Below are 25424 nucleotides of genomic sequence, written 5' to 3'. Positions count from 1 at the left end.
CGCGTATTTTGGGAGTTAAAAGTATGCAATTATTTCATTAATGTTTCCCCAGTTAAAATGTCAAAAAGGTCTGCCGAATCTTGCTTTGTTAATTTCACATAATTACCTCTGTCCGTAACTATTTCTAGATTTTCACCATTTGGGCTAATCCATAGTAAATAGGATGCTATTTTGTCTTCGTTTCCATAGCTATTCTTCCTTGGAAATTGAAATTGGTAGTCTGCATAGCCTGCCATTTCTACTTTTGTATTTTCCCAATCCGCATTTTTAACAATATCAATCGCTTTTTCCACCTGTTTTTTTTGAGTAACTTCTCTAAAATCTTCAAAAATGTTTTCTTCACCAGTTCGTTTCTGAACAGTTATTTTTTGGTCATCATTAAAACAACCCGAAGTAAGTAAAAGAACTGTTAGTATTGAAAAAAATAGTATTATATTTTTCAATCTAATTTCCCCCTTAAATATCCGTACCAATCCCTTTTTAATATAGAAAAGGAATAATGATCATAATATTTACCCCTAAATAAATGCTTATCTCTATATACTCCTTCATTTATAAATCCAAGTTTTTCTAATAACTTCATAGAGTTGACATTATCTAATGCAACATATGCGTTGATTCTATTTAATTTCATATGATTAAATCCACTTTCAATTGCGCTAATTAATGCCTCCTTCATGTAACCTTGTCCCCAATATTCGTGCCATAAATCATAACCTATTTCTGCAATATTGTTCATTCTGTCCCAATTATCATATCCACAAGTTCCAATTCGTTCTTGATTAGCACCCTTTTTAACAATTACCCACCGATTGTATCCCTTTTCTTCTGGATCTGTATTCCATACAACAAACTCTATTGCATCATTTCTACTTACAAACAATTCTTCATCATATAAAAATTCACATACCCTTACGTCACTAAAATGCCTATAAATAAAATCAACATCCCCATTATTTACATTTCGCAATAGCAACCTATCTGTTTCTAAATCCGGGAAGTTTTTATGTTCCATCATTTTGACGACTCCTAATCATTTATTAATTTACCCTACCAGTTTAATAGGAGGACTTAATGTTCATAATCTTCAATCTAAATTTTAACATAAAATAACGATATTAATCCTCAATTTTCATATAATTAGAATTGGGGTACCAATTAAGAAGAACAATAAAAAGGTTCCGCCACATCCACTGACGAAACCTTTGTTTACGTATTAGTCTATTTCATTTCTAATATTTCTTCAGAGTAAGCTTCAATCATTACTCCTACTACGCGTTAATTCATACTTCTATCTCCCATATCTTCAAGTAGCTCTGCTTCGAAAACCATTTTAGCCGAGGTACCTGTCCTCTAGCCTTGTAAGGTGACTGACAATCTTTATCTTCTCAACAGTCTTAGCAATTGCAGACCATCTGAGGGATGACCGTAGTATGCCCCCATCCAACGGGGATAGGTTATAGGAATGATTGTTACAAGGAACTGCAGTAAATTAAATATTGTCGCACTCCAAAGAAATGAACGCAAATCTCCTTGAGTTACCAACAAAGCTACAACTCCGAGAATAACCATAAGTAATAATGACATTATCGGTCCACCTGCCAACGCAACAGCTCTCTGTCGTTTAGTTAGTTTTCCTTCCCAACAAACGAAACCAATAAAAGACCAATAGATATGAAAATGAAGTCTTCCTAATCTGAAACTTTCTTTATTTTCCTTATTTCTATTTCCCAAAAATACATGAGCATTAGATTTTGAAGTCCAGACAACACCTAAACCATGTCCAATTTCATGTAATAAGACAGAAATTGGGATAACCAAAATATAAAAAAGTAGAAATAATATCATGCCTTACTCCTTTATTATTTTTCTTTTATTACCTATCTTTAACTCTCCTACTCTGTTAATTCAATAACTCTACAGCTTGTTACTAACATAATATTACAAGTATTTTTGCAAATAAACAAAACAAGACGATCCAGCTGACTACCGCCTTGTTTAACTCTTGTACCCATTACTAAAATTGAAGCAATTCCTATTCACCGGTTTTATCCTCTCTTTTAATATACGTCGTTATTCCTGATACAATCAGTATTCCTATGAAGCCTCCTGCAATAACACCAAGCAAAAGTTGCCAATCTATTTCTTCGTTTCTCCATAAACTCATTGCAACTATTGCTATAAAAACTCAAACAATATACCCTACACTAATTTTTAAAGTTTTTTTCACTATTTCTCCCCTCCAAAAAATTAATTGGGTTAATATTTTATTTATGAATAAGGTTTCTATTACGTTTCAATTTTCAATTACTTCTTCTTCCACTAACCTGCTGATACATTAATAACTCTACACCCTATACTAACACAATATTCCAAATATATTATTCACCAAATAGAAAAAGACGACCCCATTTGAGGACCATCTTATTAAACTCTTGCACCCTGTCAGCTAAATACTTAAACCATTGACGGCTTAACTGGAATTGCTGGAGAGGAAAATATTAATTTAACAGCATACGGAACAGATGGAACCGTATCTTTTAAAAATTTTAAGGTTCTATTAGCTGGAAAAACTGGGCAACCAATGAAACCACTGGATTTAGATCGTCCAAATAAAGATTCGTGGATTATGAGACACATTATTGATGCAATTCATGATAAACCTGCGAAAATATACGACTTTTCAACAGGATATGAAGCGCAAGTTGTCTTAGAGGCCATTAGAAAAGGTGAAAATAAATTAGTAGATTTACGCCCGGAATATAATTAGCATTATAATAATTGTTATCAAGGAAAAATAGCCACTGTACATTCCCGTTTTCTTCAATTTAATCCTTTTATTGAATTGGACTTTGTGTAAATTTTTATATAACATCCCAAAAACACCTTGACAAAATAATTTACTTATGCTATAATTTACAGTTAATATAATGTGGTGTATAATGAGATTCTCCTGGCCAGGGGAATCTTTTTTTATGGGAGGAAAATGGTATGAAACAAAACGAGTCCAGTTTAACTTCCTTGGTTTCGGCTTTCAGTCGAGCTTATCACAGTAAATATGACAAACCATTAATTTTTAATGACTTTATTGCAAACAAATTAATATCTGAAGAAGAGTTTTCAGCCATCAGCAAGAATATGATTAATGGTATTCAGTTTTTCAACCCAGATATTGGGGAGGAATTTAAAGATGATCAAGAAGAAATTTTAAAATGGATCACACAAGTACAACTTTCTCCAATATCTTTAGCACGCTCTTCCTATTGTGAAAAGGTATTACTTAACGAAATTAAGTTAGGAGTAAAACAGTACGTCATACTCGGAGCTGGATTAGACACGTTTAGTTTCCGATACCCAGATTTAACAAACAGCTTAGATATTTTTGAAATTGATCATCCAGCTACACAAGAATTTAAAAAGAAAAAGCTAGCGGAGGCTAATCTTATTTTCCCGAACAATCTTCATTTTGTATCTAAAGATTTCACTACTAAGATTTCTCATCAAGAGTTAGTAGATGTAGGGTTGGGTAACAAAAAAACATTCTTTAGTCTTTTAGGGGTTTCATATTATTTAACGAAAGAGGAAAATGCGAATTTGATTAGTAATCTATTTGATAACGTCCCAGCAGGTAGCTCTATTGTTTTTGATTACGCAGATGAAAATCTCTTTGAAGAAAAAGGAATGTTTAATAGAGTTGATAATATGGTCAAACTAGCTTCAGCAAGTGGCGAACCAATGAAATCGAGTTTCGCTTATAATCACGTAGAGAATATGATAGAAAAGTCAGGGTTACTAATTTATGAGCATTTATCACCCACAATGATAAATGAGCTTTTCTTTACGAATAGGACGGATTATTTGTCTGCATTCGAGACTATTCATTTTATTCACGCTGTAAAGCAATAATTTTCTGCATAAAATGATTAAATCCTTAATTTTTTATATGGGTCAGAATTGTAATACCAAATAACAAATAAAATAGCACCCTATCTTTGCACGGTGACAGTACAATTGTCCATGCTGTTAAGGGTGCTTTTTTTATCCCATATGCAATATTTCTCTACGAAAACATAACTACAAAATTATTGGAATACCGTTTTAATAACAAGTTCAATAAAAAGGTTCCGCCAAAACCTCTAACGGAACCTTTTACACTTATTAATCTATTTCCAGTTCTAATACTTCTCCAGTCACCGCATCAATTGTAATTTCTGCTTCGCCGCGATCTGTCCTTAATTCTAAGTCATACTCATATCGACCATCATCTTCATCTAGCTCAATCTCAATAACCTTTCCACCAACTTCAGCTACAGCAATTCCCTTTGCCTCTTCTACCGACATGATGTTTTCAAGGTTCTGGTTATTGTTATTTTCAAAACGATCATCATCGTCATCCCAATCTACATGTAACACTTCACCTGTAGATGCATCAATATATACATCAAGATCAGGGTTTTCAATATCGACTTCATAATAAACATACCCATGTTCTCTTTCTAGCTCAATACTTTCAACATATCCATCATGTTCAGATAGCGCAATCTCTCTCGCTTCTTCCGGTGAGATTAGCCCTTCCTTCTTCTTTACTACCTCTGTTTTTGCATTAGCTCCATCGTTCTTCGTCGTATTTACATTATCATTCATGTTAGCTGCTGCAATTGTTGTACCACCTAATAATAAACCAACTGTCAAAATACCTGTAATTAATTTCTTATTCATTTCTATTTCCTCCCTCAAATTTGTTATCTTTACTATATCCAATAAGAATTAGAGAACAACGAGAGGAAGATTAGAATTTGATGAGAATTTATGTTTAATGTTTTTAGGCCGAGGAACCCATCCCCATGGTTTTAAGCCATAACAACATCAATTACTTTTGTTTCTTCATGGTCTAACATATTTTTGCAAACAATGTCTGTTACGGGTTTATTCATGTTCGCCATTAGGTCTTGTGCTTCTTTTTTGTCTCCAACTAGATAGATAGAATCCCACTGCTTGTCTTTGGCTAGCTTGTCTAGCTTCGATGCGAAGGTTTTATACAAGCGGGAACGATTTGCTTCAAAACGCTGTTCTAGCTTATCGGTTCTCATATTGTATCCACTGAATTCTACCGCTTCCAGTTCATCCTGTGGACCCGATAGTTCTTTCCATTTTTCTGTTATAAGATCTAATGCAAATTGTTTAGTATTTGATACACTTCCAAGTACGGAGTCAATTATTTTAATCCTTTCTTTTTGGATTAAGATGATCCCTGTTTTTGGAAACTGATGATACATTTCACTTAATTGATCCACTTTTGCTGTTTCTTGCCAGTAAAAGCATGTTTCCACCGGCATCTGAAAGCGCTCAGCAAACCAAACTTCTTCATCGGCAGTAGCAAAAATGACGATACTCTTGGATAGGTTTAACTCATTTTCTTGAATATACTGTTGAACTTTTTCATTGATTTTATTAAAATTCTTTTTCTCTTCTTGATCACCATCAGCATTCAGGTAGCTCTCGAAATTATTCAATCCATTTTTCAAATGAATTTTCCAATCTCCCACCTGCTGCTCTGGATTGGATGGATCTGTATTTAAGTACATACTAAACACACGGTGAGGTTTTTCCCGATATACACTTTCTAACCTTGCAATCACTTTTTTCATGTCCATGAACGGTATCTTCTCCTTTTTTAATCTATCAAACTAGTATTCTATAACCTAAAATAGATTGTGTTAAACATAAGATGACTTTACCTACTACCACTTTAGTCTTAAACACAATCCAACTAATCACTGAGATAGTTTCAGCCCCTAGACTGAATGATTGAAAAACAACTAATTATATAATTTAACCATCATAGATAAGGGGCGAATTATTTGATGAGGCAAGTACTAAAAAAACCACTTAAACGTTTTGTTGTTTTGTCTTATATTATATTTTTTGTACTTTTTCTAGCTATTGGTTTAAGTATGTTATTAGGAGCACCTGAAAGTATAATATTTACTTTACAAGTCATTGCTGCATGGTCCTCAACCTTTTCATTTATCTTTTTATTTAGAAGAATCTATCCAGGTATACGATTAACGGATTTTATTAAACAGCAGTTTGCTCCTAGGCTTAGATTTTCTGTTCTTAGCATCATCGTCCTCATTCAAGTTGGAATTATCGCTGTCACCGCCTTACTAATAACCATGAATACTGGTATCCAGGGTCCGGCATTCTCATACACCGGTCTTGGAATAATGGTGTTGGCATTTCTAGATAATTTAGTAAGGGGGCCTTTAGGTGAAGAGTTAGGCTGGAGAGGATATGCATTGAATGAACTTCAAAAGAAATACTCTCCTTTGAAATCTGCTCTAATAGTAGGAGTATTATGGGGGTTCTGGCACACGCCTCTTTGGTTTGCTACAGGTTATACTGGTATGGAATTAATTACGTATATTTTGCTCTTTATGATTGGAATTTTATCTTTTTCAATTATCGTGACATTATTCTACAATTTAAATAAGAACCTAATCATACCAATTGTTATTCACCAATTATTTAACTTTTCTCTTGTAATGGTTAAGGGAGATTTACTAAATATATTAGGGTATGTTATGCTTTCCTATCTTGTTGTCGCGATACTTTTAATATGTATCAACCCGAAGAAAATACTTTATTAAAATAATGTACATTGGTACTGGTGCCTGTCACTTCCCGAAATATGTCGAATGGAAAAAATCGTGATGGTACTCTGCTATTTAGCTGTTATAAGATTAAAAACCCCTGATTACCAGGGGTCTGATGTATTTATTACTCCGTGATACCAAGCTTGTCGAAAATGAAAGCATAGCATGCAGCGGCTTCCTTTAAATGATTGAAACGGCCTGATGCACCAAAATGTCCTGCGCCCATGTTCGTTTTAAGAACAAGGGTGTTGTTATCTGTCTTTACTGCTCGCAAGCGTGCAACCCACTTGGCTGGTTCCCAATAAGCTACTCGTGGATCGTTCAAACCAGTTGTGACATATAGATGCGGATAATCCTTCGCTTCTACATTGTCATACGGGCTATAGGATTTCATATGAAAGTAATCTTCACGATTTTGAGGATTTCCCCATTCATCCCATTCTAAAGTCGTAAGGGGAATGGTAGTGTCAAGCATCGTCGTAACAACATCGACGAACGGCACCGCCGGAACAATAACCTGAAACAACTCACCTGCCATGTTTGCCACTGCTCCCACAAGTAAACCTCCAGCACTGGCACCTCGGGCCACCATTTGGTTTGCCGTTGTATAACCGTGATTAATAAGGTACTCCGCTGCAGCAATGAAATCAGTGAATGTATTTCGTTTATGCTCCATTTTTCCTTTCTCATACCAATTCCGTCCCATTTCGGAACCGCCACGAACTTGTGCTGTGACAAACACAATTCCTTTATCTAGAAGTGGGAGACGATAGGGATCAAAGTAAGGATTACTGTTTGAACCATACGAGCCATACCCATATAGAATTAACGGCGCCGGCCCATCATCAAAAGCACCATTCCGATAGACAACTGTCATTGGCACTTTAGCCCCATCTTCTGCCTCTACCCATAATTGCTCTTGTCGATATAGACTACGGTCATAATTTCCGCTTACTCGAGCTACTTGCAAACAGTCTTTCTCACCGTTAAGTAAATTTAGCCCGTATGTAGTTTTAGGTGTAAGCAATGACTCGCACTTTATTAATACTTCAGCAGTCTCATAGCTTTGACCTGATAATACTGAAACGGTGTAAATTGGTTCATCCCAATTGACTTGCTTCATCTCACCATCCTGTATTACCCAAATTTGAGTCAACCCTTTCTCTCTACCTGCTACAACCAGTGCACCTTGAAATGGGTACATGGCTTGAAGATAACGCTCCTCGCTATACTCCACAACCTCCATTCGTGCTTGTAGGTCATTCAGGGAACAACGTAGCAATCTAAAGTTTGGTGCCCCTTCATTTGTTAATATGAGGAGATTTTCTCCCCAATGTTCAACATCATATTTAATTCCGTTGCGCCTTGCATCGACTAGTTGCAATGAAGATAAGGGGGAATCTGCATCTAGCAGGCGAATCTCACTCGTAGTTGTTGAATCTGATTGAACAAAAATGAATTTTCCACTTTGTGATTTTGTGATAAATAATGTAAATGTTGCATCATTTTCTTCATAAACTAGCTCATTATGATCTACGCTACTCCCCATACGATGCCGCCATAACCGGTAAGGACGTTGATTGTCATCCACGGTAATGTAAAAAATATAGTCACCGCAACGACTCCATTCCACACTACCGTATAAATAGACATTAGGAATTCTATCAGGAAGAAGTTCCCCTGTTTCCAAGTTCTTCACATGAATCGTATATCGGTCCGATCCATCCCGATTTTCCAAATACGCAAGAGAAGTGTGATCGGTACTCATACGCCTAACGGTCACGCTTAAGTAATCACCTTCTTCAGCCAATTCATTCAGATCAAGCACCACTTCCTCTTCAACCTCAGGCAGTAGTGCACGACTTTCCTCCTTCTTCCTTGCATAGATAGGATATTGTTTGTTTTTATCCATACGGGAATAGTAGAAGAATGGTCCATGTTTTATCGGTACTTGTACTTCTGATTCAGGAACACGATCAACCATGCTTTGATATATTCTTTCAGTTTGTTCCTCAAGCGGAAGCATCATTTCATCGTAATACCTATTTTCTTCCTCTAAGTAATGGATGACATCCGGATTATTACGATCCCTTAGCCAATAATAGTCATCTTCTCGCACATCACCGTGCAATTCATGTGTATGGGCCATGCGTTTAGCTATAGGTGGTTTCATAAGTATCTCTCCTCTCTGTGTATTATTTTCGTGACATATCACGATAAATCCTCCTTTCTCATGAATAATTTGTAATTTTTAATGACAAGAAATGATTGTATATTACATAATTTTCATTCCAAATCTTGGTCGCTTTGTTTCGAAAAAAATATTTCAGTAACAAAATTACAGCAGCAGATTTTGACACTGAAGAAAAAATATGTAAAAGGGAAAAATAGCTCGTCTTATTTCTCATCCTCATGCATAGATTTTTCTCGAGGTGAAAAAAATGAGACAAACAGCAATAGACAAAATGCACATCTTTATCGTCATGTTCTTTATGAGTCTTGTCATGAGTATTCAAGCACCTATATTTGCACCTTATGCAGCAAAACTAGGGGCATCCAGTGTATTAATTGGGATTATTCTAAGTGTGGCATCGTTTACCAACTTGACGGGGAATTTGATTGCGGGGCCATTGGTTGATCGGTTTGGGAAAAAAGTGTTTATTACCCTACCAATTTTCGTTTCGGGTGGTTTGTTTATTGCCCATGCACTTGCGTCAGATTCTACTAGCTTACTAGTACTTCGTGCGTTAAATGGCTTTTCCTTAGCTTTCTTAATTCCTTCAGCACTGGCCTTGCTATCAGGCTACGCGAAAAACAGTCAACAACAAGGGAAAAATATGGCCATCAACGGCATACTTGGTACCATTGCTAGTATCATCGCACCGGTCGTTGGTGGATTACTCGGCTCATCCATTGGATTTGCGAATACCTATTATGTAATTGGATCTGCACTTCTTCTAATAGGTATATATACTACTCATTTCTTAAAGGAAAAAGAAAATATTATCGTGATAACTTCTCAAAGAAAGCCTTTAAGCTTGATACAAGTATTGCAGAATCCTAATTTACAAATGGTTTATCTGACGGGATTTGCCTTGATGTATATCCATGGCGTGGTTATTTATGAAGTTCCTTATTTAGCGGTTGAAGAGGGTCTATCTACTGCTACTACTGGGGTTTTATTTAGCTTTCTTGGTGTAGGAACATTTTTCTCCTTATCGCTACTTTTTATTAACCGATTCGATCCGATGAAACGTCTAGTTATCGGCTTATTTGGAATGTGTATGAGTTTGTTCGCGATATTCACACAACTAGTAGGACTATCTATCATGCTATTTTTATTAGGTTTCTTTTTTGGCATTATGATGCCTGCGATGGCAACTGCGTTAACCGATGCCATTTCTAGTGATGGTCATGGACGTGCTTTCGGCGTGATGTCTGCCGTATATTCGGTCGGGATGATTGCAAGTTCATTTATTACCGGTATTGTTCGTGATGTGCTTTCTCCTTACTTCTTAGCTTTCCTAATTGGAATGCTTGTGCTAATAGTAATTGGTTATTCCAGAATTCAAACTGGTAGAACGAACGCATTACGTACACCTTATGATGGGGTCTAAGTTTATTTTCCGCGCAAATAAAAAACGCCTATTATAAAATAGGCGTTCACGCGTTTATATTGTGGCGGTAGGACCATGTGGTTCACATGCACATGTACTGCATTATCCTCCGACTTACACAATTCAGCTCATCGCTTGTTTAGTATAGCATGATTTCTAGTTAGGTACTAGTTGTATTTTACTTCCAGAAATCTATTATTTTACACTTACAACATCAAACAAGGAATCCACTCTGGACTAAATTCAAAATGGATTTCTTTTAATTTTTAGCCCGAAACTACCGGTAATGAAGCCTGTATTCTCCTAGCAACATCTCCATGCTGATATTCTCTTAATCTACCTTCATAAACCAATTTAAAATCCGCCGAACTGAGCAAATCACTCGGTTGAACTAAACAAACATCTTTATCAAAATTAATTGTATTACTTTCTTTTAATACAGATGCTACAAATTGAGAACAGAAGAATGCGTTCTTTCTTTTAATCGGCTTTTTTACTATTACACCAAATAATCCAATCAAATTATAGCGATATAATTCCTTATTCGCGGCTATTAGTTGAATAAATTGCTTCATCTTTTGAAGATCTTCGTCTGTTACATTTAATGAATAGATTGCACAATCAGCTTGTCTAAATAAGACAGATTCTATATCTTCCCTTACAAACCCTCCAATAAAAGGGTTTTTCGGTGTCTTTCTTCCAAAACTGTATACTTCGTTTAAATCAACATCAAAGGAAATAGAGGCATGATTATAGGGTTTCTTTGTATAGGACTTAATTAGTCTTGTAAATGCTGTTCCTGTATCAGTTAAAAGGAGATAGATTTTCTTTTCTTCTGCCATTGTCCCCACCTCAGATTCTTTTTAGTATGAAGTCGTCGTTTAACCTATTCACCTTGGATGTCTTCGTCACTTCGGTATTCTAAAAGATCCCCAGGCTGACAATTTAGTGCCTTGCAAATTCCTTCTAGCGTAGATAATCGAACTGCTTTTGCTTTTCCATTTTTCAAGATAGATAGATTCGCCATCGTAATCCCGACTTTCTCTGAAAGTTCCGTTACGCTCATTTTTCGTTTTGCCAACATTACATCTATATTTATAATAATTGCCATTGTTTTCACCTCAGACCGTTAAATCGTTTTCTGATTTTATAGTAATTGCTTCTTGTAATAGTCTTTGGAGAACCGCAGCAAAGACTGCAATTACCAAGGAAGCAAAAATTGGAATCGCTCCGATTATAATAAGACCTGGGGCATCGTCTAGCTCTGCAACAAGATAAACAAATGGGATGATTACAACGTACACAAAACTGAATATAATTGCACTATACTTTATTTTGGTTAAAGCATCAACAGAAATTTGTGAAAAAGCTTGATTTCTATCAATATAATTTAATAGTTTAAAAGCCTGATAAAATGCCATATAAAATGGAATTGCGGACATATACGTTCCAATAATTATCGGATATAAGATATGATCAAAATCTGGATTTACTGGATTATTACCTAACCAAATTCCCCCAACAACAGCCAATAAAAGAACAGGGATACCAACTATAATAAGAGCCATTTTCAAAAATAGCGTAGATCCACGTTTCATAAAAACCACCTCATAAATTACTAAACTATACATTTATTTTAACAACATTTTTATCGAATTGCAATAAATTTTTGTTATAACTCAAGATGCGGTGCCTGTCACTTCCCGAATTATGTCGAATGCAAATATGGTTCGGGAAGTGACAGGCACCAGAAAAAAGAATCCATCTTGAACAACGTCAAAAATGGATTCTTTGGTTATTTTCCCATATTATTGAGCTGTAAATCAACCATCAACAATTAGAGAGTTACCAGTAATGAAGCTTGATTCCCCATTGCATTTACTTTTACCATGTCTTCGTCTTTCGTACTTCGCTACTTCGTCTATCCAGCAATCTGTGCAAATACTCTTTCATATGCATCATAGATTTTATCTGCTTCAACTGACATTTTGAATTCATATTTATACTTACTAAATTGTAATATCATCTCATAGAAAGAAATAAGTACAATCACTATCGACTTTGGAATCCTTTCCCAGGAGCTGATTTCATTTGTTACACGCTTTAATTCCAGGTATATTTTTTCAAACTGTTCTTCATTCATCCCTTTACCTTGCTCCAACTGTACAAAAAAACCATTATTTTCATTGATTGCTGTAACTAGATTTTGAAAGGTTTCATTCTGGTCGCCCTTTTGGATATCCTCGCTTGAAAGAAGCTTTTCTCTTACTGTCTTAAATTGTTCTGCCGCTTCTATTATCTGAACTTTTTCCTTGTCTTTATAGTTATCGGAAAACAAATAGAGCTCAGCATAAATTTCTATTATGGTTTGAACTGCTTCCTCTGGAATATAGTCTTCCTTTTTCCACTCTCTACTTAACTCCTCGAAAGCTTGCATACATTTCTCAAATTCATTGTAGTCTAAGCCGTTTCCCATACGAAGTTCCGTAAGCATGTTTATTTCTGACTCGATAAATTCCTCTATCAATAATGCTTGATCCATTGCTTTACACACTCCTATTTTGATTCACCCGGACTGATATCACCTAAAAATTCAGAAGGTCTACCAAGTAGGGTGATGGCTTCTTTCGGGATGGAATACTCAACCAACAATTCCTGGGATTTATTCGCATAATTCCTTACCCGCTGCCAAGGCTTTCCCGCTTTACTTACTAAGTACTTGTCTTGAACTTCCGGATCAGTTAAATCATAATACGTATTTGTTACCTTATTCAAATCAATTTGTACAATTCTTAGATCCTGAGAACTATTTCCATCCATAATATTCCTTGTTGCATTTTCGAACGCTACTTGAAAGCTTTTTGTTGTTGAGATATATTTTGATCCTTTAAAATCAGGACGACTTCCATTGTTAACATGTCCTGCTATCGTGATTTCTTCTCTCTCTGGTGCTTTTGCAAAAATGCCCTTTTCTGGTTCTTCGTCTTCTCGTATTACGCGGTATACGATATTATCCTTGGTTTCAAGCTGAATATCCTTTATTTCCTCTAAATATTCTTCTGCCTGATCGAATGTATCATCGAGATTGCTTATTATTTCCTCTTCACTTGCATCTTCAATAAATAAAGCTATCGAATCATCAATCGATTCAAAAAGGTCACCTATAAATCCAAATAACTCATCAAACGCTTCTTTGACACCGTCTATCGTATTATCAATGCTCTCCCACAAGCTATCAAACCAATTGGTGACTCCTTCTAAAAACCCTTCGTCAACATTATTTTCCACCAAGTCTGAGGAAGCTAATACAGTATAGCTCGAAAAGGATGATTCTTCTCCATAAGTCTGTTGTGGTTGAATAAATGGAGTTAGCAAAAATGCAATTAGCATGCTTAGTAATAACGGATATTTCAACCCTTTCAAATGATTCGCCTCCCGTATCAATAAATCTGAAATAGTCTTTTTTGGATATATGATATATAAGTTTTTAGTAGAATTATGTACAGAATGGTTAATGTAAGTGAAGTCCTTTTGCTGATAGGCACTTGTATCTATTATTATCCATCTATCAAACAGGAGGAAGTGTATTTGGAATCATTTTCTTTACTTAAAAAGAGTGTAGTTGTGGTAAAAAAGTAGGAAGGGTGTTTTATACTTTCCTCATAAAAAAAATCCATCTCGAAAACTACGTTCAAGATGGATTACTTATTTTTTATTAGACGACTATTGGGCTGTGTACCCGCCGTCAACAATTAGAGAATTACCAGTCATGAAGCTAGAGTCATCGCTAGCCATGAATAGAACAGCTTTTGCCATTTCTTCTGGTTTACCTAGACGTTTCATTGGAGTTGCGTTTGTTAGGAATTGTCTATCTGTTTCACCTAGGATTGGTGTTTCAATAAATCCTGGACATAGTGCGTTGACGCGAATATTGCGCTCTGCATATTCTAAGCCAAGTGAACGACTTAAGTTAATCACACCCGCTTTTGCTGCGTTATATGCTGCACTTCCAGGTGATCCAACCCAACCATACATAGAAGCAGTATTAACAATTACACCGCCACCAGTTTTCAAGAATTCTTTGATAGCAGCTTGAGCAACTAAGAATACGCCATCTAAGTCCACTTCTACTGTTTTTCTCCACTCTGTATAGGTTAATTCTTCTGTTGGTTTAACAGCACCAATTCCAGCATTATTAAATAGAACATCTACTTTTCCAAATGTAGATAAAGTTGTATCATAAATGTTTTTCACATCTGCTTCACTAGTTACATCCGCCTTCACAAATACAGCTTCATAACCTTCTGCTTTTAATTCAGCTTCAAAAGCAGCACCTTTTTCTTCATTAAAATCTACTAATACTAATTTAGCCCCTTCAGCAGCAAATAAACGTGCTGTTGCAGCCCCAATACCAGATACTCCACCAGTGATGACTGCTACTTTGTCTTGTAATTTACCCATTTGTCTATTCCCCCTGTTATAATATATAGGATAACCTATTAATTTTGAAAAGGTTTACATTCTTATTTTAGTATCTTTTCAGAGGTATTCCAATCATTAATAGATTCAGCAATGTCTACGTAATAGACATATTCATTACTAATGTCTATCGCAAATACGTTAATTTCACAAAATGTTTATAATTGGAGGGATCTACATGGTGGAAAGTCTCACAACTCCACGAAAGAATCGTACAAAAGAACATTTACAACTAGCTCTCATTGACCTAATTAAAGAAAAAGGCTTCCAAGCTGTCACTGTGAAAGATATTGTAGAGCATTCCAAATATAACCGAAGTACCTTCTATATCCATTACCATGATAAATTCTATTTAGCCGAAGATTTACTAGATAGTATGCTAAAAGGATTGGAGGACGCTGTAGCAATACCATATGAAATAATTAGAAAGGTGAATACAGGTAAGCTAAACGCACGATCCTTTGAGATCATTTCCTATATTTACGAGAATCGTAACTTTTTCGAATTGATTACCTATCAAGACACCATTCCGGGATTACATACAAAATTCCCACAAACTATCTTAAAAATTTACCAGGAAAAGTTCCAATTCAAAACAATTAATAACATGCCAGTTGACATGGATTACTTCACACGCTATACCGCTTACGGTTTTTATGGTCTATTGTCCCATTGGATTAATACAGGATTCAAGGCTACACAGAAGGAATTTATTGAAGAAGTTATAAAATTGACCAGGACACATATGGCCGCCGTTCGGTATGTTGGGGAGATTTAAAGACCATGGGGACGGGTTCCTTGGCCTGATTTTGCAGTGCATCTTAAGAGTAAGAATCTCATAATTGGAAAGCACTGATAAATGTAGCGAACAATCGGAGGAGAGATAATACATGGTTAAGATATATTTTAAAGATATTGATTCTTCTAATGAAGATATCGTTAGAAAAATAAAAATAAAAAGAGGACAAGAAAACTATATTGAAACGGTAGATGAATGCTTGAGTGAAGCTAAAATATACCCTGAATGGCATCCAGTAGCAATCTATGAAGATGAGAATATGGTTGGATTTGCTATGTACGGAGCTTTTGGTCCCAATAAAGATACTTGGATTGACAGAATCATGATTGATGAAAAATACCAAGGAAAGGGCCTTGGTAGAATCGCAATGCAGAAGCTTATTGATATCGTCTCAAAAGAATATGGAGTAAGCGTTATTTATTTAAGTATTGTTGAGGAAAATGAAGCAGCTTATCGCTTATATAAAAGCTTAGGATTTGATTATATAAACGAAAAAGATCCTAATGGGGAGCTTATATTTAAATATACGATTTAAGGCCACGGTGATAAATCTTTTCGCTGGGAGAATAACCGCAAAAGGTCTTCGGTGGGGCGAGTAATCGCAGTCCCAGTCCCAGGTTCCTCGGCCTCGCTTTCTGCGCCGGCCGAGGAACCTGTCCCCATGGCTCTTAATTACCATAGACTTCTTCACTTGAGTGAAATTCGTCTGCGATTATTGTGTCTTCGATATTATTGATATTTACTTCAACTGGAGAAAGGAGGACAGATGGTACTTCGATTTTCCCGTTATTTATTTTACGATCTACTTCGATTGTTTCTCCCTTTGCAAGTTCTACGGATAGTTCTGCAGCTCTTTTGGCTAGCTCTCGGATTGGCTTATATGCGGTCATTGTCTGCGTTCCTTGAACAATTCGTTGTATGGCTGCAAGGTCTGCATCTTGACCTGCAACTGGTATGATTCCAGCCAGTCCTTTTTCCTCTAATGCTTTAATTGCCCCTCCAGCTGTACCATCATTCCCAGCTATCACGGCATCAATCTGGTTATTATTTTTTTCCAGGGCCTCTAACATGTTTTTGTACGCATTGTCTGGAGTCCAATCTTCTGTCCATTGATCATATACTACTTTAATGTCTCCACTATCGATAAATGGTTGCAAGACATTAAATACACCTTTCTTTAAAAGGATTGCATTATTATCGGTTACAGATCCACCGATATAGACATAATTCCCTTTTGGCACGAGATTTGTAATGGACTTCGCTTGTATCTCCCCTACCATTTCATTGTCAAACGAAATATACAGGTCTACATTCGCGTTAGTTATGATACGATCATAGGAAACAACCTTCACTCCAGCTGAATGTGCCTTTTCCACAATTGCGGCAGCCGTTTCCGTATAGTATGGTACTACCACTAATAGATCCACACCGTTACTAATCATCGTTTCTACTTGTGCAATTTGTAATGCCGCATCCTCATCCGCTATCATAATGTCTACTTCTACACCTAATGCCTCTAGCTCTTTCGTAAAAAGCTCTTTATCCTTCAACCAGCGCTCTTCTTCTAATGTGTCCATCGAAAATCCAATTTTCAGATTGTCATTAGGGGCACTTTCTGTATTAGATTCAGTAAATAGATTAGGTGATGTCTCTTCTTTTATATTAGTACCCTGTTCCACCTCACAGGCCACTAATTGAATAATAAGAAAGAAGAACACTAATATTCTAGTAATCTTTTGAAAATGCTTTTCCAAAGAATATCCCCCTTTAATACTTTCTCATTCTTTTCCATTTTCCTAGAATAGCGTTTTGATATTCTTTTGGGGAGACATGAACGGTTCGCTTAAAGACTTTACTAAAATAGTTTGGTTCATGATACCCTACTTCTATTGCAATCTCTTTAATACTCTTTTTCGGATCTCGCATTAAATTCTTTGCTTTTTCAATACGACACTTGGTCAAAAAATCAATATAATTTATTCCTAACTTTTCTTTAAATAATTTACTGATATAAATTGGACTCAAACCCATTCTCTTTCCCAGTGTCTCCAGCGATATTTCCTCATGAGAATGCTCCATAATATATCGTTTGATTTGCTCGACATTATCCGCTTCTAACCGCTGATAATACGCATCATATCTATCCCTCATTTGATCAATTAACTTTCCTGTTTCATTACGGAGTTGTAGATAATCATTTGGCTGATACGTAAATAATGGTGTATCCGCTTCTATTCCTACATCATTCAACACATGTGATACTACCCATAAAATTTCTAAAATCCTTTGCTGTACTTGGATAGGATTTTCACCTTGATGTTCAAACAATTCAAGTAAACCGATGATAACTGTTCGCACTAAATCCCACTGCCCAAGCCTAATTTGATCCGGAATTTCTTCCTTTATTTGCTTCACCTTTTGCTCCAGGGACCTGTCTCCCTCCACCAAGATTTCCGCATAAAAACGATATCGTGATGGGGCAGTTTTTCCCATCATGGCAATTAAAGATTCTTGATAGGATTTCTTCACATCCGCCAATGTTGGATAAACATTTCCAATACCAATATACCAACCTTCATCCGTTATCTTCTTCACCGATAGGATTTCTTTTGAAAGAGAAATTGCTTGCGAACGAAATGAAACAGCTGAGTTTCTAAATACGATAATTGGCAATTGACTACTGGAAAGAGCACCAACTAAACAATTTCCAGACCTTCTAACTCTCTCCTTGACCATAGAATAGCTCGTAGTGGATCCCTTAATCATGACATTTACCACAAACATTTCCTTCGCCGTATTAATTTCTAAAATCTGTGCTAGAATATTAGAACTAACTTCATGAATATGCTCGAATAATAACTGGGTAACAAGATCGGTTTCTATCACTGTCCTCGTTTGTTGAAGTACGGATTGTTGGAGCTCTGTCTTCGCACGCGATTTCCTCTCGAACACAATCTCTTTTAATACTTTTCCGACCGTTTCTATGATATCACTAGCCTTACTTGGTTTTAACAAGTAATCAGAAGCACCTAATTTAATTGCCTTTCGCATATAGTCAAATGTGTCATAGGCTGTTACCATGATGAATTTAGCATCGGGACATTCTTTCATAATTTGCGCTAAAGCTTCAAGACCGTTTATTCCAGGCATTTTAATATCCATTAGAATCAGTTCAGGCTTTGATGTTTTAGCCCTCTCAATTGCCGCGCTTCCATTTCTTGCCTCCAACAAGACTAGACTAGGAAATGACTGATGTAAAATAGCCTTCATGCCTTCCCGTTCTATTTGTTCATCATCCACGATTAAGACCTGTATCATGCTCTTTCCCCCTTAGCTTCGGTAGATTTAAGACAACTTTTGTATAACTTCCCAGGACACTTTCAATTCGGACCGTATCCTCAACACCATAAAATAGTCTTAAACGTTTTACGACATTACTAAAGCCAATACCAGTAGAATGTCCTTCTGTTGGTTCATACTGTTCTTGAAGGACTTGTTCAATCTTCTTAGGATCCATTCCCACACCATCATCTTCTATTTCAATTGTCACCTGATTCATTCCATTGTAAATACGAACCCAAATTTTCCCTCCATCTTCTCGTGGTTCTATTGCATGGATAATAGCATTTTCTATAAGTGGCTGTAGTGTAAGTGGTGGAATTAACTGCTTTAAGCAAGATTCATCAATACCAATCTCAAAATCTAGTCTATCTGTTAGTCTTGCTTTTTGGATTTCCACATACTGCTTAAGCACATCAACCTCTTCCTTAAGTGTGACGGAACGATCCATCTGTTTCAGGTTATACCGTAATATTCCAGCTATATGAACGAGCAAATCACTTGTCTCCTGCGCCCCTTCTAAATATGCCTTCTTCGATATCGTATTAAGAGTATTAAATAAAAAATGCGGATTGATTTGATTTTGCAAACTACGAAACTGGCTTTCTTGTAAAAGGATTTGATTCTGCTGAAGTTCATGCTCAAGCCTTGCCTTATGCTTTGTTTCGATAAATAATTTATTAATATTTTTTCTCATATGATCAAATGTTTTGGCGAGGAAAGCTATTTCATCATTTGTATCCACCTTCACTTGACGGTCAAATCTCCCTTTTGAAAGCTCATTAGCTGCTTTAGTAAGTTCAAGTACTGGCTTCGTTATACTTCTTGAAAATAAATAGGAAGCTATTAATAAAATGAATGCAATTAAGAGAATGATCCATATCCCCAGTTCTTTCAATTCCGATGATTGGTTAATCATGCCGATATAGAATTTATCATATGTTTTCAATTCCTTTTCAATTAATGTTAGCGTCATATCCGAGATGTGGTTCGAAATACTCGTCGCCTCGGCAAATTCCTTCGTCGATGCCTCCAGCTCATTTTCTGAATAAAACAAGATGAAACGGTCCGTTGATTCAATAAAGCTATCTACCAAATGAATATAGTTCGTTAACGTAAAGTCGTTATCTATATTTCTTAGCTGATGTACGTCATTCTTTGCTTGTTGTACGAAGCGTTTACTCATTTCTATTTCTTCAAAATTATCTAAGGAAGGATTTAACATGTAATCATTTAAAGCATTAATCACCCGCTGGCTAGCTGTAGTCACTTCATTCATACTTAAATAGCGCTCAAGTATACCATTATATTGATTTAATGTTTTATTATTGTAATAAGTAAGTACTATCCAAATTGCCGACATGATAACAAGTAAAATTGCTGATACAGTCCATATCTTTTTCTGTATTTTACTCATTTCTCGCCATCTGCCTTCACAATATGAATTTCTGTTAAATATCCGTCTGCGTGCAATGGTACTGTCTCACCATTCAGCCATTTTAACATCGCTGCGACACTTTCTTTTCCCATCTGTTCAGGTGATTGTTTAACAAGACCATCTAATAGTCCTTTCTCTAGTAAGGGGATAGATTCAGGACCATCATCAAATGAATAAATATAAAAAGGTTCGGTTTGATAACGCTTACCAATTTCTCGAACCATCGCACCGACAATATTAGCGTTTACCGCAATAAACGCGTCTGTTTCAGGTACCATATTTAAAATATTCTGTGTTGCACCAACGACATCTTCCCTTGCATACGATGTTTTTGCATGATGCATTTTAATTTCAGGATATAAATAGAATATATCTTCAATACCAGTTAATCGCTGCTCTTGATAATATTCAACATCTTGATTGTACATTAATACAACATCACCTTTTTCACCCATATCTGCGATGAGCTGCTTAGCAATTAACTGTCCTGCTTCATATTGATTGGACCCAACATACGTTCTTCTAAGGCTCTCTTCTATCGGTACATCATTAGCTATTGTTATGATTGGAATCCCATAAAAGGAAGCTTTAACTCTTGTTAATTCCTTAAATTCCTCTGAATCTAACCCCTGTACAATGATTCCATCTACCTTTGATTGAATGGCAATCTCAAGGTTTTTTAAAAAGTCTTCATGATGATTTCCATAATTCCCCCATACTTCTAGACTTACCCCAAACTTTTCCGCTTCTTCCTGTGCAGCTTTTCCAACTTGATTCCAGAAAGGGGTGTCAATATCCTGTGTAATCAGTACTAGTCGGTATTGTGATTCACGTTCCTTTATTGGCTTTGGTAATTCCCAATCGGATTCAAAGACACTTACGGCGGAGGTAAAAGTGAAGTAACATAGAATAATAAAAATAAAGGCTAGTATAAAAAGCGTCGTCTTTTTCAAGTAGATGTGTCTCCTTTCCCAACTACTCGCTTTCATACAGTCGTTCAGAATCTACTGAATGATTACATTATATGTACCTATTACTATATCACCTACATATTTAATTCAACAATTCTATTTTATGAAAGTTGATTGAGGTTTATAAAATAGTAAAGGAAAGGACATCATGCCCTTTCCAATGGTTTAAAGTCTAACTCCCTCTTTTTCTTGTCATCACATCAAAGATAACGGCAAGTGCTAATACACCACCACGTATCATATATTGATAGGAAATACCTACACCTAGTAAGTTCATTCCATTGGTTAACGTTGCCATAACAATCGCACCAATAATAGCACCAGTTACTCTTCCAACCCCACCTGCCGAGGATACTCCTCCTACATAGGCTGCAGCAATGGCATCTAGCTCAAATAACGTTCCGGCAGTAGGTGTTGCAGATTGTAAACGTGAGGTAAACAAGATCCCAGATAACGCTGCAAGTAATCCCATGGAACCAAATACTAGGAGTGTAATCTTTTTCACATTGATTCCACTTAAATGGGCAGCTTCTGGATTACTTCCCACAGCATAAATATGTCTTCCTACCACTGTTTTGGTTGTAATAAAGTGGTAGACAATGACGACAAGTAGAATAATTACTAGTGTCCAAGATAACCCATTATATCCTGCTAAAATCCAAGTTATATAGCCTACGATAGCGGATACAAATACTAGTTGAATCATAAATATTGGTTTCGACACCACTTCAAAATTATACCGAAGCATTTTCTTACGCTTGGATATGGAACTATAGATAAAAAACAAAATACCTAGTAGCCCTACTAATAAAGATAGTAGATGTAATCCACCAATTTGAGTGATAGATGGAATATAGCCATTTCCGATAGCATTAAACGTATCATCCTGGATAATAAGCGTACCTGAGTCTCCAGTTACTTGTAATAATGCTCCCCTAAATATCAGCCAGCCAGCTAATGTTGCGACAAACGATGGAATTCCTAAATTAGCAACAAGGAAACCAGTTGTCAGGCCGATAATTGTTCCAATGATTAAAATGATTGGGATGACAGCATATACTGGAAGTCCAGCATTCATTAATAAAATAGCAGCAATAGCTCCTAAGAATCCTGCAAGAAATCCAATGGATAAATCGATATGTCGAATAACAATAACAATCATAACTCCGACTGCAAGCACAGCGATATATCCGGCAGAATCTAGTAAATTACTAATATTTCTTGAGGATAAAAATAAACCATCCGTTAAAATCGTAAATGTTAACATAATAACAAATAGCGCAATGTACATTCCATAGTCTCGAATATTTTTTTTCAGTAAGGATTGTAATTCAGCAAAAAAACGCATTGGTTCCACCCCCTATTTCGTTGCAAGATGCATAATGTTTTCTTGACTGGCATCTTCAGCCAATATTTCACCTTTGATTTCACCTTCAGCCATCACATAGATACGATCACTCATGCCTAAAACTTCCCCAAGTTCAGAAGATATCATGATAATACTCATCCCTTCGTCAATAAGGCTATTCATGATCGAATAAATTTCAAACTTTGCCCCAACATCAATACCGCGTGTAGGCTCATCCAAAATAAGTATATTAGGCTTCACAAACAACCATTTACCAAGTGAAACTTTTTGTTGATTTCCACCGCTTAAATTACCGACTAGCTGATTAATGGAAGATGCTTTAATCGTTAAATCTTTCTTATATTCATCCGCAACCTTAATCTCTTCGTTCTCGTTAATAACACCACTTAATTCTGCGATTGCCTTTAAATTTCCAATGGATATATTATTTTTAATATCCTGGGTTAAAAACAATCCATCTCCTTTACGGTCCTCGGTTACATAAGCGATCCCCGCTTTAATGGCATCACTTGTATGCTTGAAATTTTTCCGAGTTCCATTCACCTTTAATTCTCCTTGTAATTTATAGGACTTAGGATTTCCAAAAATACTTTGGGCAAGCTCTGTTCTTCCCGCTCCCATTAACCCAGCAATTCCTATTATTTCACCTTTATTAACATGAAATTGAATATCTTTAAGAATTAGTTTACCTAGCTGTGAATCATAAGCAGACCAATTCGAAACTTCCAATATTTTATCACCAAAGGTTTTCTTATCACGCTTTGGATAGATGTCACTAATTTCACGGCCAACCATATTTTTAATAATGGTATTCTCACTAATTTCACCTTTTGATGCAGCTAATGTACAAATTGTATTTCCATCACGAAGTACAGTTGCACTGTCCGAAATAGCAATCACTTCTTTTAGCTTGTGTGAAATCATAATACTCGTAATACCTTGTTTCTTTAATTCACGTAAAAGTTTTAATAAATTCTCACTATCATCTTCATTTAATGCTGCAGTTGGCTCATCCAAGATTAGAAGCTTTACCTCTTTACTTAGAGCCTTTGCAATTTCAATGAGCTGTTGTTGTCCAACACCTAAATCTTTTACCAATATTTCCGGATTAACCTTTAAATTCACTTTTTCAAGTATGCTTTTTGAGGCCTGGATGGTATCATTCCAATTAACTACACCTCTACTTTGTATTTCATTTCCTATAAATAAATTTTCATATACCGATAGATCCGGAAATAATGCTAGTTCTTGATATATAATCGCGATACCTGCATCGACACTATCGTTTATTTTTGAAAACTGTTGAATGGAACCTTCGAAAATAATATTCCCTTCATACGTTCCATAAGGATAAACACCACTTAAGACTTTCATGAGGGTCGATTTACCAGCCCCATTCTCCCCAACTAAACAATGAATTTCACCTTTTTTCACTTTAAAATTCACATTATTAAGGGCCTTAACACCTGAAAAATCCTTCGTAATCTGATCCATCTCTAGAATGTATTCACTCATCGCTCCCACCCTTTTAAACACAAGTTAGAATGGTGAAATAGTAATAGGCAAACCTATTACTATTTCACAGAATTCATCTATTATTCCAGTCCTGTAAATTCATCTGCCTCGTAGTAACTAGATTCGATTAGCTCTGATTCTACATTTTCTTTATTTACAACAATAACGTCTGTTTGTTTTGCTTTCACATCCACTGCGCCATTATTATAGGAACCAGTTGTTTCAGGTGTGTTTCCTTCTAGAACTTCGATTGCCATTCCCATTGCGTCTTTCACTAACGTACGTACATCTTTAAATACCGTCATGGTTTGCTTACCATCAATAATATATTGGATAGATGCCTTTTCTGCATCCTGACCTGTAATAACAAAGCTTGTAATAGCTGATTCTGTTGAGAATACATCTGCAATCGCACGGGAAGTTCCATCATTTGGTGCTAGAATTGCGACATCACCTTTTAGATCATCACTTACTGCTGTTAAATGTGTTTCCGCTTTATTCTTTGATTCACTTGGATCCCAGTTTGTTGTCACCTGACTTAAAATCGCATTCATTTCGTCACGAGTAAGCTCAGGCTTATCTTTTAATGCTTCCGCTTCGGATGAATTAGCAATTACAAATGTTCCATCAGCGATTTTTGGCTGAAGGACATTCCATGCTCCTTCAAAGAAAAGGAATGCATTATTATCAGAAGCAGCACCAGTATATAAGTATAGTGGAACCCCTGAACCACTTGCATTATCAATCAGATATTGACCTTGTGCTTCACCAACAGCGACACTATCAAAAGTTACATAGTAATCTACTGCATCTGTATCTGTAATTAAACGGTCATACGCAATAACCGTTATTCCTTCCTTCTTAGCAGCCTCAACTGTGGCACCCGCTGCGGCACCATCATGCGGTGCAATAATTAGAACTTCAATTCCTTTGCTAATTAACGTTTCTACATTTTCTTTTTCCTTAGCAGAAGAACCTTGGCTAAATAATATTTCAGTTGTATACTCTGAATCATCTAATTCTGCCTTGAAACGCTCTTCATCTTGTACCCATCTAGGTTCATCTTTGGTTGGTAAAACAATACCAACACTGATTGCTCCGCCTTTACCACTACTGCTACTATTACAAGCAGCCAACACAAAAACTAACATGATAGCAACGAACCCCATCGTCAATAACTTAAAAACTTTCTTCAACCTACTCTCCCCTTTTCATAATTCAATTCAATACATGTTTCATTA

General features: G+C 36.1%; 26 protein-coding genes. 6 read left to right on the top strand and 20 right to left on the bottom strand.

The annotated features are described in order from the left end of the window. Positions 1-29: 29 nt before the first annotated feature. The 4 genes from K332_RS0106555 to K332_RS24675 all read right to left on the bottom strand — a co-directional run bounded on the left by K332_RS0106555 (position 30) and on the right by K332_RS24675 (position 2167). Entirely contained in the window at positions 30-443 is a 414-nt protein-coding gene (locus tag K332_RS0106555) for a YhfM domain-containing protein (protein WP_051359367.1), read from the bottom strand. Next, a complete protein-coding gene (locus K332_RS0106550; protein WP_026906748.1) occupies positions 440-1018 on the bottom strand; it encodes a GNAT family N-acetyltransferase in 579 nt (192 codons plus the stop codon). The genes K332_RS0106555 and K332_RS0106550 overlap by 4 nt, the downstream gene beginning before the upstream one ends. Before the next feature lie 362 nt (positions 1019-1380). Further along, positions 1381-1848, bottom strand: coding sequence for a hypothetical protein (locus K332_RS0106545; protein WP_026906747.1), 468 nt, complete (start codon positions 1846-1848; stop codon positions 1381-1383). A gap of 187 nt (positions 1849-2035) precedes the next feature. Continuing rightward, on the bottom strand, positions 2036-2167 hold the full coding sequence (locus tag K332_RS24675) for a hypothetical protein (protein WP_281170905.1): 132 nt from the start codon (positions 2165-2167) through the stop codon (positions 2036-2038). Between the two features lie 417 nt (positions 2168-2584). On the opposite strand from K332_RS24675, the gene K332_RS0106540 reads away from it, so the two are divergent. Both K332_RS0106540 and K332_RS0106535 read left to right on the top strand, forming a co-directional pair. Continuing rightward, positions 2585-2770 (top strand): hypothetical protein, encoded by a 186-nt coding sequence (locus K332_RS0106540; RefSeq protein WP_026906746.1) that lies wholly within the window; start codon positions 2585-2587, stop codon positions 2768-2770. Positions 2771-2991: 221 nt separating this feature from the next. Next, the gene (locus K332_RS0106535) at positions 2992-3906 is read left to right on the top strand and encodes a class I SAM-dependent methyltransferase (protein ID WP_026906745.1); all 915 of its coding nucleotides are present in this window, start codon (positions 2992-2994) and stop codon (positions 3904-3906) included. A 252-nt stretch (positions 3907-4158) separates the two neighbouring features. Here the strand turns inward: K332_RS0106535 and K332_RS0106530 are convergent, their stop codons facing one another. Further along, positions 4159-4719, bottom strand: a complete 561-nt coding sequence (locus K332_RS0106530) for a PepSY domain-containing protein (protein WP_026906744.1) — start codon at positions 4717-4719, stop codon at positions 4159-4161. Positions 4720-4850: 131 nt separating this feature from the next. Beyond that, positions 4851-5654, bottom strand: a complete 804-nt coding sequence (locus K332_RS0106525) for a VLRF1 family aeRF1-type release factor (RefSeq protein ID WP_026906743.1) — start codon at positions 5652-5654, stop codon at positions 4851-4853. Between the two features lie 210 nt (positions 5655-5864). Here K332_RS0106525 and K332_RS0106520 point away from each other — a divergent pair, with 210 nt between their 5' ends. Further along, positions 5865-6650, top strand: a complete 786-nt coding sequence (locus tag K332_RS0106520) for a CPBP family intramembrane glutamic endopeptidase (protein ID WP_036688273.1) — start codon at positions 5865-5867, stop codon at positions 6648-6650. Positions 6651-6780: 130 nt separating this feature from the next. Here the strand turns inward: K332_RS0106520 and K332_RS0106515 are convergent, their stop codons facing one another. Next, positions 6781-8829, bottom strand: coding sequence for a S9 family peptidase (locus K332_RS0106515; RefSeq protein ID WP_026906741.1), 2049 nt, complete (start codon positions 8827-8829; stop codon positions 6781-6783). A 268-nt stretch (positions 8830-9097) separates the two neighbouring features. Here K332_RS0106515 and K332_RS22010 point away from each other — a divergent pair, with 268 nt between their 5' ends. Then, positions 9098-10273 carry an MFS transporter gene (locus K332_RS22010; protein WP_245604637.1) on the top strand — a complete coding sequence of 392 codons (1176 nt, stop codon included), beginning with the start codon at positions 9098-9100 and terminating at the stop codon, positions 10271-10273. A 266-nt stretch (positions 10274-10539) separates the two neighbouring features. Here the strand turns inward: K332_RS22010 and K332_RS22005 are convergent, their stop codons facing one another. The 6 genes from K332_RS22005 to K332_RS0106480 all read right to left on the bottom strand — a co-directional run bounded on the left by K332_RS22005 (position 10540) and on the right by K332_RS0106480 (position 14734). Continuing rightward, positions 10540-11115 carry a hypothetical protein gene (locus K332_RS22005; protein WP_036688321.1) on the bottom strand — a complete coding sequence of 192 codons (576 nt, stop codon included), beginning with the start codon at positions 11113-11115 and terminating at the stop codon, positions 10540-10542. Positions 11116-11159: 44 nt separating this feature from the next. After that, a complete protein-coding gene (locus K332_RS0106500) occupies positions 11160-11384 on the bottom strand; it encodes a helix-turn-helix domain-containing protein (RefSeq protein ID WP_026906740.1) in 225 nt (74 codons plus the stop codon). Between the two features lie 10 nt (positions 11385-11394). Beyond that, positions 11395-11871 (bottom strand): DUF2975 domain-containing protein, encoded by a 477-nt coding sequence (locus K332_RS0106495; protein ID WP_026906739.1) that lies wholly within the window; start codon positions 11869-11871, stop codon positions 11395-11397. Positions 11872-12194: 323 nt separating this feature from the next. Next, positions 12195-12815 (bottom strand): hypothetical protein, encoded by a 621-nt coding sequence (locus K332_RS0106490; RefSeq protein WP_026906738.1) that lies wholly within the window; start codon positions 12813-12815, stop codon positions 12195-12197. Between the two features lie 14 nt (positions 12816-12829). Further along, positions 12830-13696 (bottom strand): DUF7587 domain-containing protein, encoded by an 867-nt coding sequence (locus K332_RS0106485; protein ID WP_026906737.1) that lies wholly within the window; start codon positions 13694-13696, stop codon positions 12830-12832. Between the two features lie 300 nt (positions 13697-13996). Continuing rightward, complete coding sequence (locus K332_RS0106480; protein WP_026906736.1) at positions 13997-14734, bottom strand: SDR family NAD(P)-dependent oxidoreductase; 738 nt, start codon at positions 14732-14734, stop codon at positions 13997-13999. Positions 14735-14930: 196 nt separating this feature from the next. Between K332_RS0106480 and K332_RS0106475 the strand changes: the two genes are divergently transcribed. Further along, on the top strand, positions 14931-15530 hold the full coding sequence (locus K332_RS0106475; RefSeq protein WP_026906735.1) for a TetR/AcrR family transcriptional regulator: 600 nt from the start codon (positions 14931-14933) through the stop codon (positions 15528-15530). Positions 15531-15642: 112 nt separating this feature from the next. Beyond that, positions 15643-16086: a GNAT family N-acetyltransferase gene (locus K332_RS0106470; RefSeq protein ID WP_026906734.1), complete on the top strand. Its 444-nt coding sequence runs from the start codon at positions 15643-15645 to the stop codon at positions 16084-16086. A gap of 133 nt (positions 16087-16219) precedes the next feature. On the opposite strand, the gene K332_RS0106465 is transcribed toward K332_RS0106470, so the two are convergent. The 7 genes from K332_RS0106465 to K332_RS0106435 form a co-directional block, all read right to left on the bottom strand. Continuing rightward, complete coding sequence (locus K332_RS0106465; protein ID WP_026906733.1) at positions 16220-17305, bottom strand: sugar ABC transporter substrate-binding protein; 1086 nt, start codon at positions 17303-17305, stop codon at positions 16220-16222. A gap of 13 nt (positions 17306-17318) precedes the next feature. Then, positions 17319-18869 carry a response regulator gene (locus K332_RS0106460; protein WP_026906732.1) on the bottom strand — a complete coding sequence of 517 codons (1551 nt, stop codon included), beginning with the start codon at positions 18867-18869 and terminating at the stop codon, positions 17319-17321. Beyond that, a complete protein-coding gene (locus K332_RS0106455) occupies positions 18844-20307 on the bottom strand; it encodes a sensor histidine kinase (protein WP_026906731.1) in 1464 nt (487 codons plus the stop codon). Before K332_RS0106455 ends, K332_RS0106460 begins: the two co-directional genes overlap by 26 nt. After that, positions 20304-21281, bottom strand: a complete 978-nt coding sequence (locus K332_RS0106450; protein WP_026906730.1) for a sugar ABC transporter substrate-binding protein — start codon at positions 21279-21281, stop codon at positions 20304-20306. The genes K332_RS0106455 and K332_RS0106450 overlap by 4 nt, the downstream gene beginning before the upstream one ends. Positions 21282-21471: 190 nt before the next feature. Next, entirely contained in the window at positions 21472-22647 is a 1176-nt protein-coding gene (locus tag K332_RS0106445) for a sugar ABC transporter permease (protein WP_026906729.1), read from the bottom strand. 12 nt (positions 22648-22659) lie between these two features. After that, on the bottom strand, positions 22660-24183 hold the full coding sequence (locus K332_RS0106440) for a sugar ABC transporter ATP-binding protein (protein ID WP_026906728.1): 1524 nt from the start codon (positions 24181-24183) through the stop codon (positions 22660-22662). Between the two features lie 80 nt (positions 24184-24263). Next, entirely contained in the window at positions 24264-25379 is a 1116-nt protein-coding gene (locus tag K332_RS0106435) for a sugar ABC transporter substrate-binding protein (RefSeq protein ID WP_026906727.1), read from the bottom strand. Positions 25380-25424 lie beyond the last annotated feature (45 nt).

It is taken from the genome of Paucisalibacillus globulus DSM 18846 (assembly GCF_000482485.1).
Lineage (GTDB): Bacteria > Bacillota > Bacilli > Bacillales > Amphibacillaceae > Ornithinibacillus > Ornithinibacillus globulus.
Note: the sequence above shows the minus strand (reverse complement) of the source record. Positions and strands in the feature narration are given on the sequence as shown.

What these genes read in the sequence shown, in the direction of transcription:
- K332_RS0106550 (WP_026906748.1), bottom strand. Translation starts at nt 1,018, where the DNA reads ATGATGGAACATAAAAACTTCCCGGATTTAGAAACAGATAGGTTGCTA.
- K332_RS0106545 (WP_026906747.1), bottom strand. Translation starts at nt 1,848, where the DNA reads ATGATATTATTTCTACTTTTTTATATTTTGGTTATCCCAATTTCTGTC.
- K332_RS24675 (WP_281170905.1), bottom strand. Translation starts at nt 2,167, where the DNA reads ATGAGTTTATGGAGAAACGAAGAAATAGATTGGCAACTTTTGCTTGGT.
- K332_RS0106540 (WP_026906746.1), top strand. Translation starts at nt 2,585, where the DNA reads ATGAAACCACTGGATTTAGATCGTCCAAATAAAGATTCGTGGATTATG.
- K332_RS0106535 (WP_026906745.1), top strand. Translation starts at nt 2,992, where the DNA reads ATGAAACAAAACGAGTCCAGTTTAACTTCCTTGGTTTCGGCTTTCAGT.
- K332_RS0106530 (WP_026906744.1), bottom strand. Translation starts at nt 4,719, where the DNA reads ATGAATAAGAAATTAATTACAGGTATTTTGACAGTTGGTTTATTATTA.
- K332_RS0106525 (WP_026906743.1), bottom strand. Translation starts at nt 5,654, where the DNA reads ATGGACATGAAAAAAGTGATTGCAAGGTTAGAAAGTGTATATCGGGAA.
- K332_RS0106520 (WP_036688273.1), top strand. Translation starts at nt 5,865, where the DNA reads ATGAGGCAAGTACTAAAAAAACCACTTAAACGTTTTGTTGTTTTGTCT.
- K332_RS0106515 (WP_026906741.1), bottom strand. Translation starts at nt 8,829, where the DNA reads ATGAAACCACCTATAGCTAAACGCATGGCCCATACACATGAATTGCAC.
- K332_RS22010 (WP_245604637.1), top strand. Translation starts at nt 9,098, where the DNA reads ATGAGACAAACAGCAATAGACAAAATGCACATCTTTATCGTCATGTTC.
- K332_RS22005 (WP_036688321.1), bottom strand. Translation starts at nt 11,115, where the DNA reads ATGGCAGAAGAAAAGAAAATCTATCTCCTTTTAACTGATACAGGAACA.
- K332_RS0106500 (WP_026906740.1), bottom strand. Translation starts at nt 11,384, where the DNA reads ATGGCAATTATTATAAATATAGATGTAATGTTGGCAAAACGAAAAATG.
- K332_RS0106495 (WP_026906739.1), bottom strand. Translation starts at nt 11,871, where the DNA reads ATGAAACGTGGATCTACGCTATTTTTGAAAATGGCTCTTATTATAGTT.
- K332_RS0106490 (WP_026906738.1), bottom strand. Translation starts at nt 12,815, where the DNA reads ATGGATCAAGCATTATTGATAGAGGAATTTATCGAGTCAGAAATAAAC.
- K332_RS0106480 (WP_026906736.1), bottom strand. Translation starts at nt 14,734, where the DNA reads ATGGGTAAATTACAAGACAAAGTAGCAGTCATCACTGGTGGAGTATCT.
- K332_RS0106475 (WP_026906735.1), top strand. Translation starts at nt 14,931, where the DNA reads ATGGTGGAAAGTCTCACAACTCCACGAAAGAATCGTACAAAAGAACAT.
- K332_RS0106470 (WP_026906734.1), top strand. Translation starts at nt 15,643, where the DNA reads ATGGTTAAGATATATTTTAAAGATATTGATTCTTCTAATGAAGATATC.
- K332_RS0106460 (WP_026906732.1), bottom strand. Translation starts at nt 18,869, where the DNA reads ATGATACAGGTCTTAATCGTGGATGATGAACAAATAGAACGGGAAGGC.
- K332_RS0106455 (WP_026906731.1), bottom strand. Translation starts at nt 20,307, where the DNA reads ATGAGTAAAATACAGAAAAAGATATGGACTGTATCAGCAATTTTACTT.
- K332_RS0106445 (WP_026906729.1), bottom strand. Translation starts at nt 22,647, where the DNA reads ATGCGTTTTTTTGCTGAATTACAATCCTTACTGAAAAAAAATATTCGA.
- K332_RS0106440 (WP_026906728.1), bottom strand. Translation starts at nt 24,183, where the DNA reads ATGAGTGAATACATTCTAGAGATGGATCAGATTACGAAGGATTTTTCA.